The 16,830-nt window shown below is 52.5% G+C and carries 18 protein-coding genes and 1 pseudogene; 13 read left to right on the forward strand and 6 right to left on the reverse strand.

Annotated features, from left to right (window positions below; translation table 11 throughout):
* Position 1: 1 nt before the first annotated feature.
* Complete coding sequence (locus tag SGBXF1_RS10270) at positions 2-1,174, forward strand: Gfo/Idh/MocA family protein (protein ID WP_186428317.1); 1,173 nt, start codon at positions 2-4, stop codon at positions 1,172-1,174.
* Positions 1,175-1,256: 82 nt separating this feature from the next.
* Here the strand turns inward: SGBXF1_RS10270 and SGBXF1_RS10275 are convergent, their stop codons facing one another.
* On the reverse strand, positions 1,257-1,607 hold the full coding sequence (locus SGBXF1_RS10275; RefSeq protein WP_186428318.1) for a GFA family protein: 351 nt from the start codon (positions 1,605-1,607) through the stop codon (positions 1,257-1,259).
* A 174-nt stretch (positions 1,608-1,781) separates the two neighbouring features.
* Here SGBXF1_RS10275 and SGBXF1_RS10280 point away from each other — a divergent pair, with 174 nt between their 5' ends.
* The 5 genes from SGBXF1_RS10280 (at position 1,782) to cspE (ending at position 5,524) form a co-directional block, all read left to right on the forward strand.
* Positions 1,782-1,991: a hypothetical protein gene (locus SGBXF1_RS10280; protein ID WP_037422351.1), complete on the forward strand. Its 210-nt coding sequence runs from the start codon at positions 1,782-1,784 to the stop codon at positions 1,989-1,991.
* A gap of 186 nt (positions 1,992-2,177) precedes the next feature.
* A complete protein-coding gene (locus tag SGBXF1_RS10285) occupies positions 2,178-3,254 on the forward strand; it encodes an SMP-30/gluconolactonase/LRE family protein (RefSeq protein WP_186428319.1) in 1,077 nt (358 codons plus the stop codon).
* Between the two features lie 236 nt (positions 3,255-3,490).
* Entirely contained in the window at positions 3,491-4,234 is a 744-nt protein-coding gene (locus SGBXF1_RS10290) for a DUF3658 domain-containing protein (protein ID WP_186428320.1), read from the forward strand.
* Positions 4,235-4,349: 115 nt separating this feature from the next.
* Entirely contained in the window at positions 4,350-4,994 is a 645-nt protein-coding gene (locus SGBXF1_RS10295) for a Qnr family pentapeptide repeat protein (RefSeq protein ID WP_037422359.1), read from the forward strand.
* 317 nt (positions 4,995-5,311) lie between these two features.
* Positions 5,312-5,524, forward strand: coding sequence for a transcription antiterminator/RNA stability regulator CspE (cspE, locus tag SGBXF1_RS10300; RefSeq protein WP_012006483.1), 213 nt, complete (start codon positions 5,312-5,314; stop codon positions 5,522-5,524).
* 368 nt (positions 5,525-5,892) lie between these two features.
* On the opposite strand, the pseudogene SGBXF1_RS10305 reads toward cspE, so the two are convergent.
* Positions 5,893-6,065: pseudogene (locus SGBXF1_RS10305) on the reverse strand (hydrolase); the annotation flags it as partial.
* Positions 6,066-6,260: 195 nt separating this feature from the next.
* Here SGBXF1_RS10305 and SGBXF1_RS10310 point away from each other — a divergent pair.
* Positions 6,261-6,689 carry a universal stress protein gene (locus tag SGBXF1_RS10310; protein ID WP_061807607.1) on the forward strand — a complete coding sequence of 143 codons (429 nt, stop codon included), beginning with the start codon at positions 6,261-6,263 and terminating at the stop codon, positions 6,687-6,689.
* Between the two features lie 324 nt (positions 6,690-7,013).
* Positions 7,014-7,769 carry a meso-2,3-butanediol dehydrogenase gene (budC, locus tag SGBXF1_RS10315; RefSeq protein ID WP_061807606.1) on the forward strand — a complete coding sequence of 252 codons (756 nt, stop codon included), beginning with the start codon at positions 7,014-7,016 and terminating at the stop codon, positions 7,767-7,769.
* Positions 7,770-7,809: 40 nt separating this feature from the next.
* Here the strand turns inward: budC and SGBXF1_RS10320 are convergent, their stop codons facing one another.
* From SGBXF1_RS10320 to puuD, 4 genes are read right to left on the reverse strand one after another with little or no spacing between them, the layout of a single operon-like run.
* Positions 7,810-9,090: an NAD(P)/FAD-dependent oxidoreductase gene (locus tag SGBXF1_RS10320; protein WP_186428321.1), complete on the reverse strand. Its 1,281-nt coding sequence runs from the start codon at positions 9,088-9,090 to the stop codon at positions 7,810-7,812.
* Between the two features lie 11 nt (positions 9,091-9,101).
* Positions 9,102-10,598 carry an aldehyde dehydrogenase PuuC gene (gene puuC / locus SGBXF1_RS10325; RefSeq protein WP_186428322.1) on the reverse strand — a complete coding sequence of 499 codons (1,497 nt, stop codon included), beginning with the start codon at positions 10,596-10,598 and terminating at the stop codon, positions 9,102-9,104.
* 15 nt (positions 10,599-10,613) lie between these two features.
* Positions 10,614-11,171, reverse strand: a complete 558-nt coding sequence (gene puuR, locus SGBXF1_RS10330; protein ID WP_037422370.1) for an HTH-type transcriptional regulator PuuR — start codon at positions 11,169-11,171, stop codon at positions 10,614-10,616.
* The gene (gene puuD / locus SGBXF1_RS10335; protein ID WP_037422372.1) at positions 11,168-11,929 is read right to left on the reverse strand and encodes a gamma-glutamyl-gamma-aminobutyrate hydrolase; all 762 of its coding nucleotides are present in this window, start codon (positions 11,927-11,929) and stop codon (positions 11,168-11,170) included. The genes puuR and puuD overlap by 4 nt, the downstream gene beginning before the upstream one ends.
* A 239-nt stretch (positions 11,930-12,168) precedes the next feature.
* Here puuD and SGBXF1_RS10340 point away from each other — a divergent pair, with 239 nt between their 5' ends.
* The 5 genes from SGBXF1_RS10340 to SGBXF1_RS10355 all read left to right on the forward strand — a co-directional run bounded on the left by SGBXF1_RS10340 (position 12,169) and on the right by SGBXF1_RS10355 (position 16,735).
* Positions 12,169-13,587 (forward strand): glutamine synthetase family protein, encoded by a 1,419-nt coding sequence (locus SGBXF1_RS10340; protein WP_186428323.1) that lies wholly within the window; start codon positions 12,169-12,171, stop codon positions 13,585-13,587.
* 130 nt (positions 13,588-13,717) lie between these two features.
* Positions 13,718-13,915, forward strand: a complete 198-nt coding sequence (locus SGBXF1_RS23840) for a hypothetical protein (RefSeq protein ID WP_238321025.1) — start codon at positions 13,718-13,720, stop codon at positions 13,913-13,915.
* Positions 13,905-15,275 (forward strand): APC family permease, encoded by a 1,371-nt coding sequence (locus SGBXF1_RS10345; protein ID WP_037422378.1) that lies wholly within the window; start codon positions 13,905-13,907, stop codon positions 15,273-15,275. The genes SGBXF1_RS23840 and SGBXF1_RS10345 overlap by 11 nt, the downstream gene beginning before the upstream one ends.
* 221 nt (positions 15,276-15,496) lie before the next feature.
* Positions 15,497-16,390: an aromatic amino acid DMT transporter YddG gene (yddG, locus tag SGBXF1_RS10350; RefSeq protein ID WP_186428324.1), complete on the forward strand. Its 894-nt coding sequence runs from the start codon at positions 15,497-15,499 to the stop codon at positions 16,388-16,390.
* Positions 16,391-16,462: 72 nt separating this feature from the next.
* A complete protein-coding gene (locus SGBXF1_RS10355) occupies positions 16,463-16,735 on the forward strand; it encodes a hypothetical protein (protein WP_037422383.1) in 273 nt (90 codons plus the stop codon).
* Positions 16,736-16,830: the final 95 nt, after the last annotated feature.

Genomic DNA, 16,830 nt, shown 5'->3' on the forward strand with positions numbered 1-16,830 from the left:
GATGATCAACGGCATTAAACCTTTGGGAAGATCTCTGCGTTGGGGGATGGTGGGGGGCGGCGGCACTAGCCAGATCGGCTATATCCATCGTTCTGCGGCACTGCGCGATGGAACTTTCACTTTGCTGGCTGGCGCGTTTGACATAGACGCGCAACGCGGACGCAGCTTTGGGCAAAGCCTGGGAGTGGCGCAGGAACGTTGCTACCCGGATTACGCCACGCTATTTCGTGAGGAAGCTGCAAGAGCGGATGGCATCGAGGCGGTTTCCATTGCTACACCAAACAATACTCATTTCGCAATTTGTCAGGCGGCACTGGCGGCCGGTTTGCATGTGGTGTGTGAAAAGCCGCTGTGTTTCACTGCGGACGAGGCACAGTCGCTGGTCGAATTGAGCCAAAAGCAGCATAAGATTGTCGGTGTCACTTATGGCTACTCCGGGCACCAGTTAATACTTCAGGCGCGACAGATGATCGCCGATGGACTGCTGGGTGAAATACGCATTATTAACATGCAGTTCTCCCATGGGTTTCATGCTGCGCCGGTGGAACAAGAAAGCTCCAGTACGCGCTGGCGGGTAGATCCACGTTTTGTTGGCCCCAGTTATGTATTGGGTGATTTGGCTACACATCCCTTGTTCCTGTCGGAAACCATGGTGCCGCAGCTTAAGATCAAACGCCTGATGTGCAGCCGCCAGAGTTTTGTCAAAACCCGGGCACCGCTGGAAGACAACGCCTATGTACTGATGGAATATGAAAATGGTGCTGTTGGTTCCATGTGGTGTTCGGCGGTTAACAGTGGGTCGATGCACGGTCAGAAGGTACGTGTTGTCGGTGAAAAGGCGAGTCTGGAATGGTGGGATGAGCAGCCAAACCAACTGCGTTTTGAAGTACAGGGGGAACCAGTACGCATTTTGGAACGTGGCATGTCATATCTGGATCCTATGGCGTTGGCGGATGATCGTATTGGCGGCGGTCATCCGGAAGGATTATTTGAGGCGTGGTCAAATCTCTACAGGCGTTTTGCATTGGCCATGGACGCCAGCGATCGACGCGACGAGGAGTTTCTGGCCGATCTATGGTATCCCGACGTGCATGCCGGCGCGATGGGCGTGCGTTGGGTCGAAAACTGCGTGCGGTCGGCCGATGCAGGAGCCAGTTGGGTGGAGTTTCGCTGAGGTGCCCGGTGAGAGTTCACTGTAGGTGGTTATGGCGGATAGGCAGGCAAGCCCATTGGGCTGCCTGCCGAGCAATGACAGTTCAGGCGCTGGCGCCGTCATAGGGGTGAACTTGCAACGACTTGAGTGCCAGATCGGGCACACAGCGAAGGTTGACGGCGCACATCTCCGAACCGTCCGGACCTTTCCCATAGGCAAAAGCCTCGGTACCACAAGTTTGACAAAATTGGTGCTGAATAATGTGTTTGTTGAAGGTATAACCGCGCAGTAAGGCTTCACCGCTGTTCAGTACAAAGGTGTTGATCGGGAAGAACGCCAGCAACAAGCCTTTACGGCGACAGATTGAACAGTTGCAACTTAGTGCTTCATGAGGCAGATCGGCGTGCACCGTGAAGGTGACGGCACCGCAATGGCAGCTTCCTTGAAATGACATGATGGTTCACCTGCTGAAAATCTCAATTCGTCCAATTATAGTTCACTTATTCACCCTATCGATTTGCGCTTTGCACCGGACTCAAATTGATGAACAGTCTGGGTGGCTTGTTTTATTAGAAAAATCTTTAAATTCTGTTAAGTTAGTCGTTAAGGCAATGACAAGGAGATAGCGATGTTAGAGCAATACTACCCAGCCACCATGAGTTCCAAACCGATCACGGACGAACAACATAAAAGACTGGTGGCAGTGCAAGCCGCATTGGAGCTGATTAAGGCTACGTTATCCGATACCAACGATGGAAACGGTGTTGATTTCCAGTTAAAAGCGGCCGAAAAGCACATTGGCCCGATGGCCGACGCCATTCAGGAAGCGTTGAAATAAATTCCGAAAACGATAATGAACCGCCCAAGGGCGGTTTTTTTGTGCCGTTTTGCTGGCGAACCACGTTGAGCAATCCACCGCATGATTGCTGTGATTTTTTCATTAGCGTATTGCCTTTTCTCCAGCTAGTGCTGTTTTCAGCACCAACCTACTATGCAGATCCGGTTAATTATCAGGTTTCCTGTCATGTTCCAGAACACCGTATCATCAACTTCACCGCTGCGCTTTGGTGGGATTACGCTGCTGCTCAGCTTCGTCTTGTTCTTTGCGGCTGCCGCGCAGACCAAGGGCGTGCAAGTTATCAACTTTGTCCCCGATATCGCTGGGGGATATCCTGAGAGCATTGCCTGGAATGAACGCGCCGGGGCGTTTCTGGTTTCGTCGCTGCGTGGCGGACAGATTGGCCTGGTTTATGAGGACGGGCGCTACAGGCGCTTCGCCGGCAGTCGTTCACAAATCACGACTTCCGGTATTGTCGTTGACGCAGTGCGCAACCGCGTGCTGGTCTGCAACGAAGATGTAGGCATTGCGCTCAAATCTTCACCTGGTATGCGCAATCGCGTTGCGCAGGTGCTTGAGTTTGATCTCGACAGCGGTGCACTGCAGCATGTATATGATTTTTCGTCGTTGAGCAAAGGACCGACGCTTGCCAACGATCTGGCCATTGATGCGCAAGGCAATGTCTACGTTACCGATAGTTTTCAACCACAGATTTATAAAATCGACCAGACAACCAAGGCGGTTTCGATACTGGTGCGTTCCGAACGCCTGATGCCCGTCACGACCACTGCGGCATCGGGGGCAAAACCCTATCTCAACGGCATTGTTTACCACCCGGATGGCTATCTGATCGCCGGGGACTATTCCCGTGGTCTGTTGTGGAAGGTGGCGCTCGATGGAACGCACACGCTAAGCGAAATCAAGCTGCCACAGCGCTTGAAAGGGCCCGACGGGTTACGCCTCAAAAGCCCTGACACCCTGGTGGTGGTACAGTCTTTCCCTGGCGCCGGGCGAGGTATGTCGGGGGATGTGACGCTGCTTTCCTCATCCGACGGCTGGTCTAGCGCCCGCATTACCGCGGTTGCCACGCCGCCGGGATTGGATGGACCCACTGCGGCGGCCGTCAAGGATGGCGAGGTTTGGGTCGTCAATTCACGTTATCCTCGTCTCTTTGCCGATACGGTCCATGCTGATCGTACGCGTGAGTTTAGCATCGTCAAGGTGGCGTTTGGCGATGGCCAGAATATCGCCGGCTCGCCATGAAAGGCAGCAGCGCCCACCGACGGGGCGTGGATTGGCCGCTGAAAAGCACATTGACCCGATGGCTGACGCCATTGAGGAAGCGTTGAAATAAATTCCGAAAACGATAATGAACCGCCCAAGGGCGGTTTTTGCGCATGTTGATAAGTAGAATCAGATTATTTGGTATAGAGGAAACAGGCAAAAGTCGTCAAAATCTCCGCAGGATTATCTTGGGGAATAGCGTGAGGAGAGCGTTGATGAAGGATGTGCATATCGCATTGTCAGGGGGCTGCGTGCGGTTGGCTTACCCGGGAGAGAACGTACTGGATTTCTCCGACACCCTGTCATTTGGACCGCTGTGTGCACTGGATGACGAGCCGGGTCTGCAAGCCCGGGCCCGCTGGTTTCAAGATTTACATCAATCTGTTCATGCCCCTGAATGGGACACTTCCCCCCAGCGCCTGATGGCGATGGAAAACCTGAAAATGCAACTGGCCGCGGTCAGTGGGCAGGTGACCTTGTGGATTGGTGACAATCCCGATGAGCAATTGATGTTGCGGGCGCTATTGCCTTTGCTGGGGGAGCGCTCCGTGTTTGTGGTGAATGTCACCGAACTTGTCGGCTGCGATATCACGGGATACTGCCCGATTGAAACGCTGGAAGCTTTGTGGATCCGGCGGCGCGAGTTGACATCCGAAGATAAAGTCATGCTCATTGCCGATTGGCATCGCCTGTTGCAGGACAATGCACCGGTACGAATTTTTGTTCAGGGTGAAATTCAGGGAAAAACACAGGATTTCCACGATACGCTATTGTTGCAGCATTGCCCGAACGACTATACCCAAGGCTCCAGAGTCGTGGGCAACGCGATGGTGAACTCACCTTACCGGGTTGACGATACTTTCCTGAATTTTCGCCTGTACGCGTTGATTGAACAGGGGGTACTGCAAGCGCAGTCTGTCGGCGTTAACATGAACCGGCTCCAGGTCAAACTGGCGTAATTCTGTCGATCTACATTGTGTGTTTTTGTGCTCTGAGAGGGGGAAAGCATTTTTCTTCGACGCCGGGATCTGCTTATAATGCACCATTAACTGTACAAATAAACAGGTGTAGCGTATGGCACTGGTGTTAGAAGGTGAAAAGATTGCTCGCAACCGGTTTACCGGCGAAAAAATTGAAAACGGCAGTTTTATTAACTGCGACTTTTCGGGCGCAGACCTGACAGGCACCGAATTTATTGATTGCCAGTTTTATGATCGTGAGAGCCAGCAAGGCGGTAATTTCAGCCGCGCGCTGTTGAAGGACGCCAGCTTTAAAAACTGCGATCTGTCGATGGCGGACTTCAGGAATGCCAGTGCGCTTGGTATCGAAATCCGTGAGTGCAGAGCGCAGGGCGCGGACTTTCGTGGCGCCAGCTTTATGAACATGATCACGTCGCGCACCTGGTTTTGCAGTGCTTACATCACCAAAAGTAACCTGAGTTATGCCAATTTTTCGAAAGTGGTGCTGGAGAAGTGTGAACTGTGGGAAAACCGCTGGAATAGCGCACAAATTCTCGGTGCGACTTTTAGCGGCTCCGATCTGTCTGGCGGTGAATTCGCGTCGTTTGACTGGCGTGCAGCCAACTTTACCCACTGTGACCTTACTAACTCCGAATTGGGTGAACTGGATCTGCGTGGCACCGATTTGCAAGGTGTGAAACTGGACAGTTATCAAGTCTTCCAGATGATGGAACGACTGGGTATCGCGGTTATCGGCTAAGGGTATTGCTTCTGTGGGGCCGCTCGGCCCTTGTTGGACGCGGCTGAAGCGCTTGATGTAGAGAAATAATAAATGGTGTTTATAAATATAATAATAAATATTCCTTGCTTAAATAATCTTGCTGTGTGTAAATAGCGTCATCGGTTTGTAGTTCAGACCTTATGAAAGCAGTTTTAGTAAAGCAGTTCTCAGTATTAGTGATATCCATAGATACCTCTTCTTCCGCGAATTTCCTTCTTTAGTGCCCAATAAGTTTCCAACAAAAACAGACCTCTATCGCCATATTGGCGTCTCAAAAAAATATAAAGGAAATATCTATGTCTACTAAAATGACTGGTTTGGTAAAATGGTTTGATGCAGGTAAAGGTTTTGGCTTTATCTCCCCAGCAGACGGCAGCAAAGACGTGTTCGTACACTTCTCTGCTATCCAGAGCAATGATTTTAAAACGCTTGATGAAGGTCAGCGCGTTGAATTCACTATCGAAAACGGTCAGAAGGGTCCTTCTGCCGGCAACGTAGTCGTTTTATAATATCTAGGTAATAATTTATTTCTTGCGATAGCGATGATGGTTTAAACCGGAGCAGATGAGAAATAATATAATTGCCTGAATAAACTCCGGGAATACCCGGAGTTTATCTAAATATAATTGTGTTTGAAATATTTCAATAACGCGAGTTATTGGCAACAGTAAAAAAGATTGGTGTGACCAGAGCCCTGGTTATAATTATTCAGTCTATTTTTCTGTTGTGAAAAAGTTGTGCTTAGGCTGCGTAAGGTTGGAGTGTTGGATGGACGCTTACGCCATAACATGACGGTCGGGAAAGTAACCGGCAAACATAAAAAACCCTGGCCTGCGGCCGGGGTTTTTTTATACCCAATCACCAGGCTGGTCGGTTGTCAGGTTTGTTGACCGTCTAATACTTCACTATTCTTTACTACGTCCTGCGCTTTAACATAACTTTCAATTAACCACTGATACGCCGGGAAGTTTTGGTGTAAACCTCGGTCCATCGCAGTGCATCTTCACGGTTCCAACTCCCCTCAAGTTCAGACGTCACACCAGCAGTATCAGGAGTGCTCATTGTTGTATTCCTCTGCCATTGCGATGGGTGAAGTCAGGGGGCATTGTCCCATCAGAGGAACAATGACCCTGACGGGCGACAATTTTATCGCTGAACTAAACTTAAGTTGCATGAGAGACATGCGAAACGCCGATGGCAGGGAGCGCGATCCTGTTTACTGGCTCGATGTGGAGGGCAGTCACCATGACTTATCAACATATCGTTGTTGCAACCGATCTCAGTGAAGACGCTGAATTTCTGCTCGGTAAGGGGGCGGGGTTGGCTAGTGGGCTGAATGCCAAACTGTCCTTGATTTATATCGATATTCACCATAACGGCTATTACGCCGAACTGGGAGTTGGTGAATATAACTACACTGATCGCACCTTTTCTGAACGTGTGAAAAATATGCTCAATGCCATTAAGGGACGGTCATCTTACCCGATTGAAGAGGTGATTATTGGGCGTGGTGAACTGACAGAAGAGCTGAACCGGGCGGCAAAGGACAAAGGTTTTGATCTGATCATCTTTGGTCACCATCACGATATCTGGAGCCGATTGATGTCGTCGACACGCCAGGCGATCAACAAGCTGAATATCGATCTGTTGGTTGTACCCATTGATAAAAAATAGGCAACTCCGGGCTGCCCAAGACGCGGCCCGGTTTTTCTATAACAGTTGCTTACCGGTCAGATGAAGCATAGGTCAGTTACTAAACTTATTTATTGTTGATAATACAGCTTAAAAATAATCACGCATGATTATTTTATTAACTGCATCAAAGAGTTGGCTTAATTCCGATTATGGTTACCCTGGCGCATTGAATTTACAGTGAATACCTCTTTTTGATTAGAAAACCGCACGTTTTGACTCGCCCTTACCGCCCATGAGTTTTATCCTCGGATTTAATCAGGATTTGTATGACTTATAAAAATACATTCACATGGAGGAGTTCTTATGCGTTTCGACAATAAAGTGGTCGTGATCACCGGGGCAGGCAATGGGATGGGGGAAGCAGCAGCACGCCGATTCTCTGCCGAAGGGGCAACAGTAGTGCTGGCCGACTGGGCGAAGGATGCAGTAGACAAGGTCGCTGCATCACTGCCAAAAGGCAAGGCATTGGCGGTGCATATCGATGTTTCCGATCACGTTGCGGTTGAAAAGATGATGAACGACGTGGCGGAAAAATTGGGTCGCATCGACGTGTTATTGAACAATGCCGGTGTGCACGTGGCAGGCAGCGTGTTGGAAACCAGCGTGGCTGACTGGCGCCGCATTGCAGGCGTGGATATCGATGGTGTTGTGTTCTGTTCCAAATTCGCTATGCCGCATTTGCTGAAAACCAAAGGCTGTATCGTGAATACCGCTTCGGTCTCTGGTCTGGGTGGCGACTGGGGTGCAGCGTATTACTGTGCGGCGAAAGGGGCGGTGGTTAACCTGACTCGTGCGATGGCGCTGGATCACGGCGGTGATGGCGTACGGGTGAACTCAGTGTGCCCAAGCCTGGTAAAAACCAATATGACCAATGGCTGGCCGCAGGAGATCCGCGACAAGTTTAACGAACGTATTGCGTTGGGCCGCGCTGCTGAACCCGAGGAAGTGGCTGCAGTGATGGCGTTCCTGGCCAGTGACGACGCTAGCTTTATCAATGGTGCCAACATCCCGGTTGATGGTGGGGCGACAGCCTCAGACGGCCAACCGAAAATTGTTTAATCAGTAATGGTCAGGCCCGGTGTTGCCGGGCCTGTGAATGTTACACGCCAATCCGATCTCGCAGTTGGTAGTAAGCTGCACCAATCGCGGTGAAAGGAATTTGCAGGTTGCGGCCGCCGAAGAACGGCAGGTGTGGCAGCTTGGCAAAGGCGTCAAAGCGTTCCGCATCGCCCCGCATTAACTCCGCAATCAACTTGCCCGCTAAATGAGTACAGGTCACGCCGTGGCCACTGTAGCCCTGCATGTAATACACGTTATTTTCAAGACGGCCGAATTGCGGCATACGTGACAGCGTCAACAGGAAATTGCCTGTCCAGCGGTAGTCGATATTTACCCCTTTCAACTGCGGGAAGGTTTTTAGCAGTTTGGGGCGGATCAGATTGTCGATATCGTCCGGATCGCGGGCACCGTACACCACGCCACCGCCATACAGCAGGCGGTTATCACCGGTAATGCGGTAATAATCCAGCAGATAGTTACAGTCCTCGACGCAGTAATTCTGTGGGATCAGCGACTGGGCCACTTCAGGTGCCAACGGCTCGGTGGCCACCACCTGTGTGCCGCACGGCATGCTGCGTTTAGCCAGTCTTGGCTCCAGCTTATCGCCGAGATAGGCGTTACCAGCCACGATCACATAACGCGCCTTTACCTGCCCGTTGGCCGTGCTGACGATAGCCGGGTCACCGTGTAAGATGTTGGTGACCGCAGACTGTTCGAAGATCCGTCCGCCTTGCATGCGAACGGCTTCGGCTTCCCCGAGCGCTAGGTTCAGCGGATGGATATGACCACCGCTGTGATCGAGCAACGCACCGACGTAACGATCGCTGTTGACCTCTTGGCGGATCCGCCCAGCATCCAGCAGTTCAAGTTGCGTGTTACCGTAACGTTCCCAGTTTTGTTTTTGCTCTATCAGTGCATGATATTGCCGGTTGTTCAGTGCGGCAAAGATCCCACCAGGGCGATAGTCACATTCGATGGCGTATTGCTTGATACGACTGCGAATGATCTCTGCGCCCTCAAACATCATGCTGCCGAGCACGCGGGCGCTTTCAGGGCCATAGCGCTGTTCTATCACGTCGATATCGCGGCTGTAGGAATTCACCAATTGACCGCCGTTGCGGCCGCTAGCGCCAAAGCCAATACGGGCCGATTCCAGCAGGACGACGTTGTAGCCGGCTTCCACCAGAAACAGCGCTGAGGACAGGCCTGTGTAGCCGCCACCGACGATACAAACGTCGCATTCAATCGACTCACTCAACTGTGGATAGGGCGCGTGGCTGTTGGCCGAGGCCGCATAATAACTTTTTACGTGTTCAGTCATGGTATCTGCCCTTATTCCAGCGAAATCCAGGTGGTTTTCAGTTCGGTGAATTTATCCAGCGCATGCAGCGATTTGTCGCGTCCATTGCCGCTTTGCTTATAACCCCCGAAGGGTACGGTCATATCGCCGTCGTTGTAGTTATTGATGAACACCGTACCGGCTTTTAACTGGCGAGCCAGACGGTGTGCTCGGGACAGATCGCGCGTCCAGAGCGCAGCCCCCAGCCCGTAGTCGCTGTCGTTGGCCAGTTGTATGGCGTGTTGTTCGCCGTTGAATAGCGTGACGGCCAGCACCGGGCCGAAGATCTCATCGCGTGCAACGCTCATGGCATTATCAACCTGAGTGAGAATGGTCGGGCCAAGGTAGCCCGCGTGACCAGGCTGCGGGTGTTCACGCCCATCAAGGAACAGCATCGCACCTTGACTCAAGCCTTGTTCGATATAGTCCGCGACCTTCTCGCAGTGGCCTTGGTCGATCAATGTGCCCATCACCGTTGCAGGATCGAGCGGATTGCCGGGGGTGAATGCTGCGGCATGTCGGCGCAGTGCTTGCAAGAATTCTTGTTGAATGCTCTCTTCAACCAATAGCCGAGTGCCGGCAATGCACACTTGCCCCTGATTATAGAAAATGCCCGCTGCGGCACTCTGCGCCGCTTTATCCAGGTCAGGGCAGTCGGCAAAGATAATATTGGCGCTTTTACCACCGGCTTCCAGCCATACCCGTTTCATGTTGGATTGGCCGGCGTAGACCATCAGTTGCTTGGCGACCTGCGTGGATCCGGTGAAAGTGAGGGCGTCTACGTCATTGTGAAGTGCCAATGCCTTACCGGCATCGTGGCCGTAGCCGGGGACAATATTCAGCACGCCGTCCGGTAAGCCTGCCTGTTGCGCCAGTTTGCCCAGATAGATCGCCGTCAGTGGGGATTTTTCAGAGGGCTTGAGAATCACACTGTTGCCGGTAGCCAACGCTGGACCGAGCTTCCAGCAGGCTAACAAGAGCGGGAAGTTCCAGGGTACGATGGCACCTACTACGCCAATGGGTTCGCGTTCGATTAACGCCAGTGCATCGCTCGCGGTGGGGGCGATTTCGCCATAAACCTTGTCTATCGCCTCGGCATACCAACGCAAGCAGCGGATGGCGCCAGGCACATCGTCACGCAGGCTGTGGCGAATGGGCTTACCGGTATCCAACGTCTCCAACAGCGCCAGTTCCTCTTGATGCTGTTCCATCAACGTCGCCAACTGCAATAAGGTGGCTTTGCGCTGCGCAGGCGCGGCCCGTGACCAGTCGCCACGTTCAAACACCGCACGCGCCGCACTGACCGCCAGATCAATATCGACGCTGCTGCCTCGGGATACCTGCGTCAACTCGCGTTGCCCGGCAGGATCCTCCACGGCAAAGGTTTGGCCTTCGGCGGCCTGCTGATAGCGGCCATTGATAAACAGTCGGTTCTCAATATTCAGGGCTTGCGCCCGTTGTTGCCAATACTGTAGATGGTGGAAGTCCATGCCTTGCTCCGTTGATCAGAATGTCGTCGGCGTATGGGCGCTGATAATCCGGCAAATCCGCGCCGACGTGTTGCTGAAACTGTGGGGAATGCCGGTGTTGATGGCGTAGCTCTGGCCAGCAAGCAGGTGATAAGCCTGCCCATTGACCTGCAACACCACTTCGCCTTCCAGCAGGGTGCCAATCTCTTCCCCCTGATGCTTAATACGTTCGCCGGTGGTGGTACCCGGCTCATAGGTTTCGATCATCATCGCCAGAGTGCGGTTGGGGTCGCCGTTGTGGATCAATTTCATCGACACGCCCTGACTGCCAATTTCGATCAGATCCTGACTGTCGATAACAATTTGTGGTTCATCCGGTTTTTCCGGCTCGGCGAAGAACGCCGACAGTGACAGCCCGTACACCGTCAGCAGCTTTTGTAAGGTGCTGATGGCCGGACTGACTTTGTCCTGTTCGATGGTGCTAATGGCGCTGTGGGTTAATCCAGACAGTTCGGCCGCGCGGCGCTGCGACAATCCCAGTTGTTGGCGGATTTGTGACAGGCGTTTTCCCGGTGCCAAGCTGACATCGCTCATGGGCGTTTTTCCTTTTGATAGTTCCGGCAAGCGCTAATGAAACCTTCAAACAACAGACGCGACAGGGCGTACTCTTCACTGTTCCATTCTGGGTGCCACTGCACACCCAGCGCAAAGGGCTGATCACGTAGGCTGATGGCTTCTACCAGACCATCAGCGGCGTGGGCCTCAATACGTACGCCGGGCCCCAGGTTTTTAGCCCCTTGTCCATGCAGTGAATTCACCCAGAATCTGTTGCAATCCGGTATCAGTTGCGAGAGTAATCCGCCTTCCTGAACGATGACTTCGTGGGCAGGGGCGTATTGTTGTTCAAGCGGTAGGTCGTGATCTTCTCGGTGTTCGAGCAGCTCAGGCAATTCAAACAGTCGACGGTGGAGGGTACCTTGGGTGGCAACCACCATTTCCTGCATGCCGCGGCAAATGGCGAAAAGGGGAATGCGCCTGTCGAGCGTATGGCGGATTAACGCCAGGCTCAATTCATCTCGCCCAGGATCGGCGTCAGGCTCATCGCCGTTTTCACCATAAAGGTGCGGCTGCACATTACTGGGGCTGCCGGGCAATAAAATGCCGTCGAGGTGAGGCAGCAATTCATCCAGCAGTTTCGGCTCCGCGAGTGCGTGCGGCAGGGCGATTGGCAACCCTCCAGCGGCCACGACGGCATTTAGGTACTTTTCTTGCAAGGTCTGAGTGAGGTGCCCGTTTAACCTATACCTGCACATCACTACACCGACCACTGGTCTGTTAAATATATTGCCCATGCTATCCCCTTGGTATGTTCGAAATTATGAACGATAAGCTTCTCCACTGCCGTTTTCGTTCAATATTTTATAAATCTAGCAGTCAAATGGGCAATATTCAAACTCAAAGTAACACTTGCAAAACAATTTTGTTGCATCTATGTTTCATTGGTGGACATTATATTGAGCAAGATGGTCAAAAAACATCGACGACAATAAGTGTGAGAACCACAGACAAAAACATACATGGCGGGTGAATCATGCAGACCAACATAGTAGAAGTGGAAAACTTTGTTCAGCATCATGAAGAAAAGCGAAGTAGCGCGTTCCAGCGTGAAGTGAAGAAGTACCTGGAGCGTTATCCATTAACTCAGCACGTTGACGTTCTGCTGACTGATCTTAACGGCAGCTTCCGTGGCAAGCGCATTCCGGTCGGTGGGTTGAGTAAACTGGAGAAAGGGTGTTACTTCCCTGCATCGGTTTTCGCGATGGACATTCTCGGTAATGTGGTCGAAGAAGCTGGATTGGGGCAGGAGCTGGGCGAGCCGGATCATATCTGTGTGCCGGTATTGGGGACATTGACGCCTTCAGCGGCGGATCCGCAATACATCGGCCAGGTACTGCTCACCATGTTGGATGAAGATGGTACTCCCTTTGACGTTGAACCGCGCAATGTGCTGAACCGAGTGTGGCAGCGTTTGCGTCAGCGCGGGCTATCCCCCGTAGTAGCGGTAGAGTTGGAGTTCTATCTCATCGATCGCCAGCGCGATTCGGAAGGCTATCTTCAGCCGCCATGCGCGCCGGGGACTCAGGAACGCAACACCCAGAGCCAGGTGTATTCCGTCGATAACCTCAATCACTTTGCCGATGTGCTCAGTGAAATTGACGAACTGGCGCGTATGCAGGGATTACCGGCGGATGGTGCCGTGGCAGAAGCCTCCCCCGGCCAATTTGAAGTCAACCTGCACCATACCGACAACGTTCTGCAAGCCTGTGACCATGCGCTGGCGCTAAAACGCTTGATCCGCATGGTGGCGGAAAACCACAACATGCAAGCCACCTTTATGGCCAAGCCTTACGAAGAGCACGCTGGCAGTGGTATGCATGTACATATCAGCATACTGGACAGGCAGGGCAATAACGTTCTGGCGGATGACGACGGTGAAGACTCCGCGTTACTGAAACAGGCTCTGGCGGGAATGATTGCCCTGATGCCTTCTTCTATTGCGTTACTGGCACCGAACGTTAACGCCTATCGTCGTTTCCAACCGGGCATGTACGTGCCGACCCAGGCTTCCTGGGGCCACAACAACCGCACTGTGGCACTGCGCATTCCCTGTGGCGATCGTGACAGCCATCGCGTGGAGTATCGTGTGGCCGGTGCCGATGCCAACCCTTATCTGGTGATGGCGACGATTTTGGCGGGCATTGTCTATGGGCTGGAAACAACGTTGCCTCTGCAAGAACCGGTAACCGGTAATGGGTTGGAGCAGGAAGGTTTGCCGTTCCCGATTCGCCAAAGCGATGCGCTATACGAATTTGAACATCAGCCGGTACTGACTGCGCTGCTGGGTGAAAGGTTCAGCCATGTTTACCTGGCCTGTAAGACGGATGAGCTGGTGCAATTTGAGCGCCTGATCACCGAAACCGAAATCGAGTGGATGCTGAAAAACGCCTGACCCGCTCAATGCCAATCATACCGCGCGCGTCTGGCGCATTCCGCCGGCTATCCTGTGGCCTGCGAAGCTGCGCGCAGCGGTACAGCATTTCTTCCATTTTGGCGTACAGGACGCCAGCGAGGAAATAATCATGACTGCCATAACTCAACCACCAGTATGCTTGGACGTGTGTCTGAGCCGCAGTAAATACGGACCATTTGCTGTCCGGCTTTGCCTGTCGTTGTCTCGTCCCTCCCGCCGCCTGAGCAGCAGTTTCCCCGCGGCCTCTCTGAATGACGCTAAACAGTTACCAGCAGAGGACAAAGAGGGGAAGAGCCATGACGATTAATACCATTAACGGTAATGAAGCGGCCAAGCCGCAATTGCGTAAATCCCTGAAACTGTGGCAAGTGGTGATGATGGGCTTGGCTTATCTGACACCGATGACCGTATTTGACACCTTCGGTATTGTTTCCGGCCTGACCGACGGTCACGTACCGGCCTCTTATCTGCTGGCACTGGCTGGCGTACTCTTTACGGCCATCAGCTACGGCAAACTGGTGCGGCAGTTTCCGACGGCGGGTTCCGCCTATACCTATGCGCAAAAAGCCATCAATCCGCACGTCGGCTTTTTGGTGGGGTGGTCCTCGTTGCTCGATTATCTGTTCCTGCCGATGATTAATACGCTGTTGGCAAAAATCTACCTGACAGCATTGTTTCCGGAAGTGCCGCCATGGGTGTGGGTGGTGGGTTTTGTGATCATCATTACCGCCATCAACCTGAAAAGTGTCAATCTGGTAGCTAACTTCAATACTTTGTTTGTTCTGGCCCAGGTTGCCATCATTGTGGTGTTTATTTTCCTGGTGGTGCGCGGCCTGCACAGTGGCGAAGGGTTAGGTACCGTGTGGAGTCTACAACCGTTCGTGAGTGAGAACGCGCATCTGTTGCCGATTATTACCGGTGCCACTATTCTGTGTTTTTCATTCCTTGGCTTTGATGCGGTCACCACGTTATGTGAAGAAACACCTGACGCCGCCAAGGTGATTCCGCGAGCCATATTCTTGACTGCGCTGTATGGCGGGGTGATTTTCATCAGCGTATCGTTCTTTATTCAGTTGTTTTTCCCTTCGATTCAACGCTTCCACCAGCCAGATGCGGCATTGCCAGAAATCGCGCTGTATGTGGGTGGCAAGCTGTTCCAATCGATTTTCCTGTGTGTCACCTTTATTAACACGTTGGCGTCCGGCCTGGCCTCACACGCCAGCGTCTCACGGCTGTTATATGTGATGGGGCGCGATAACGTATTCCCTGAAAAGTATTTTGGCTATATCCATCCGAAGTGGCGCACACCGTCATTAAACGTGCTGTTGGTTGGGCTGGTGGCGTTGTCTGCGTTGTCATTCGATCTGGTCACGGCCACGGCGTTGATCAACTTCGGCGCGCTGGTGGCGTTCACCTTCGTCAATTTGTCGGTGATAAGTCATTTCTATATCCGCGAGGGCCGCAACAAATCGTGGAAGGACCATTTCAATTACCTGTTCCTGCCGCTGGTGGGGGCCCTGACGGTGGGCGTACTCTGGTTGAATCTGGAAAAAAGCTCGCTAACCATGGGATTGATCTGGGCAGTTCTGGGCTTTGGTTACCTGGCGTACCTTACTCGGCGTTTCCGCCAGCCGCCACCGCAGCTGGAACGACAACCGCAGCAATAAGGCTGTTGATGAACCTATGGAAGGGCAAATCGGCCGGGGTCGAACCTGTTCGACCCGATTTAAGCCATTGATTATGCTATAGGGCGCTGCGTGTAGCGCCTCTACCATGAAACAACGGCGCATGTTGTCAGCAGTCTCAGGCGGGTTTCCCGCCTTTCTTTTTTTTCCTCCGGGCAGTAGAGTGAAAATACCGATAAAAAATAACCGATTGGATCACATCCATGTCTTCACTCCCCGTTTCGTATAAAGCCACTTTGCTCGGCCTGTTGGCGATCTTGCTGTGGAGCAGCGTGGTTGGCCTAATACGTAGCGTTAGTGAGGGACTGGGGCCCATTGGTGGTGCGGCGATGATTTACAGCGTCAGCGCGATTTTCCTGCTGCTGGTGCTCCGCTTGCCAAATCTTCGCCATTTCCCGCGAGCCTATCTGATCCTCGGCAGCGTGTTGTTTGTCAGTTACGAGATCTGTCTTTCACTGTCACTGGGCTACGCAAATACCCGGTTGCAAGCCATTGAGGTTGGGATGATCAACTATCTCTGGCCTTGTTTTACCGTTCTGATGGCACTGGTGTTCAATGGGCAAAAAGCCAAATGGTGGTTGGTGCCAGGATTGTTGCTGTCATTATTCGGTATCGGCTGGATTATGAGCGGCGAGGGCGGCTGGTCACCGACGCAAATGCTGGATAATGTGCGTAGCGATCCGCTGAGCTATTCGCTGGCGTTTGGCGGTGCGGTGATTTGGGCACTGTATTGCAATCTGACCAAGAAAATTGCGCAGGGCCAAAACGGTGTCGTGTTGTTTATTACGCTGACCGCCATTGCGTTATGGCTGAAATACGCCTTTAGCACCGAAAGTGGTATGCAGTTTACTTTGCCCGTGACTCTGACACTGCTATGTGCAGGTATCGCGATGGGGGCGGGTTACGCTGCGTGGAACGTCGGTATTCTGCATGGCAATATGACGTTGTTAGCGACGGTGTCTTATTTTACGCCGGTGCTGTCGGCGGTATTTGCTGCCCTGGTGCTGGATACTGCGTTGACGGCCAATTTTTGGCAGGGGGTGGTGATGGTCACGTTGGGATCGTTAGTGTGCTGGCGGGCAACCCGAGGAAATTAACGGAAATTATCAACCGACTGTCCGATGTTGGACTAGAATCTAACTAGCGATTCTGCATGAAGGAACATGAAAATGAGAGACGATATCCAATTCATTCAGCAGCCAGTTATTGATGACGAAAGTTACATGCGCGGTGATACCGTGCGCCTGACCACGGCCAATTTGCGCCACGAATACCAACTGGACGTCAGCATTCTGCGTCGCGAGGGCAAATTGATTGTGGGGTCGGTGATCGCTGCCGCACCCAAAGTGGATATTCCGCCCAAAGAGTGGGAGATCGCTCCCGGGCAGGAGGTGGTCTTCCGTCAGGAGAATATCGCGAAAGCATTGCCCGCCGTTCGCTGAATTTTAGCCAACGGGTGTTTTATTCCCCACTTATCACCCTAGAATTCCCCAAAATGCCAGCGCTAAAAACGCTGGCATTTTCATTTGAGCGACAG

The sequence above is a fragment of the Serratia grimesii genome, from assembly GCF_900186025.1.
GTDB lineage: Bacteria > Pseudomonadota > Gammaproteobacteria > Enterobacterales > Enterobacteriaceae > Serratia > Serratia grimesii.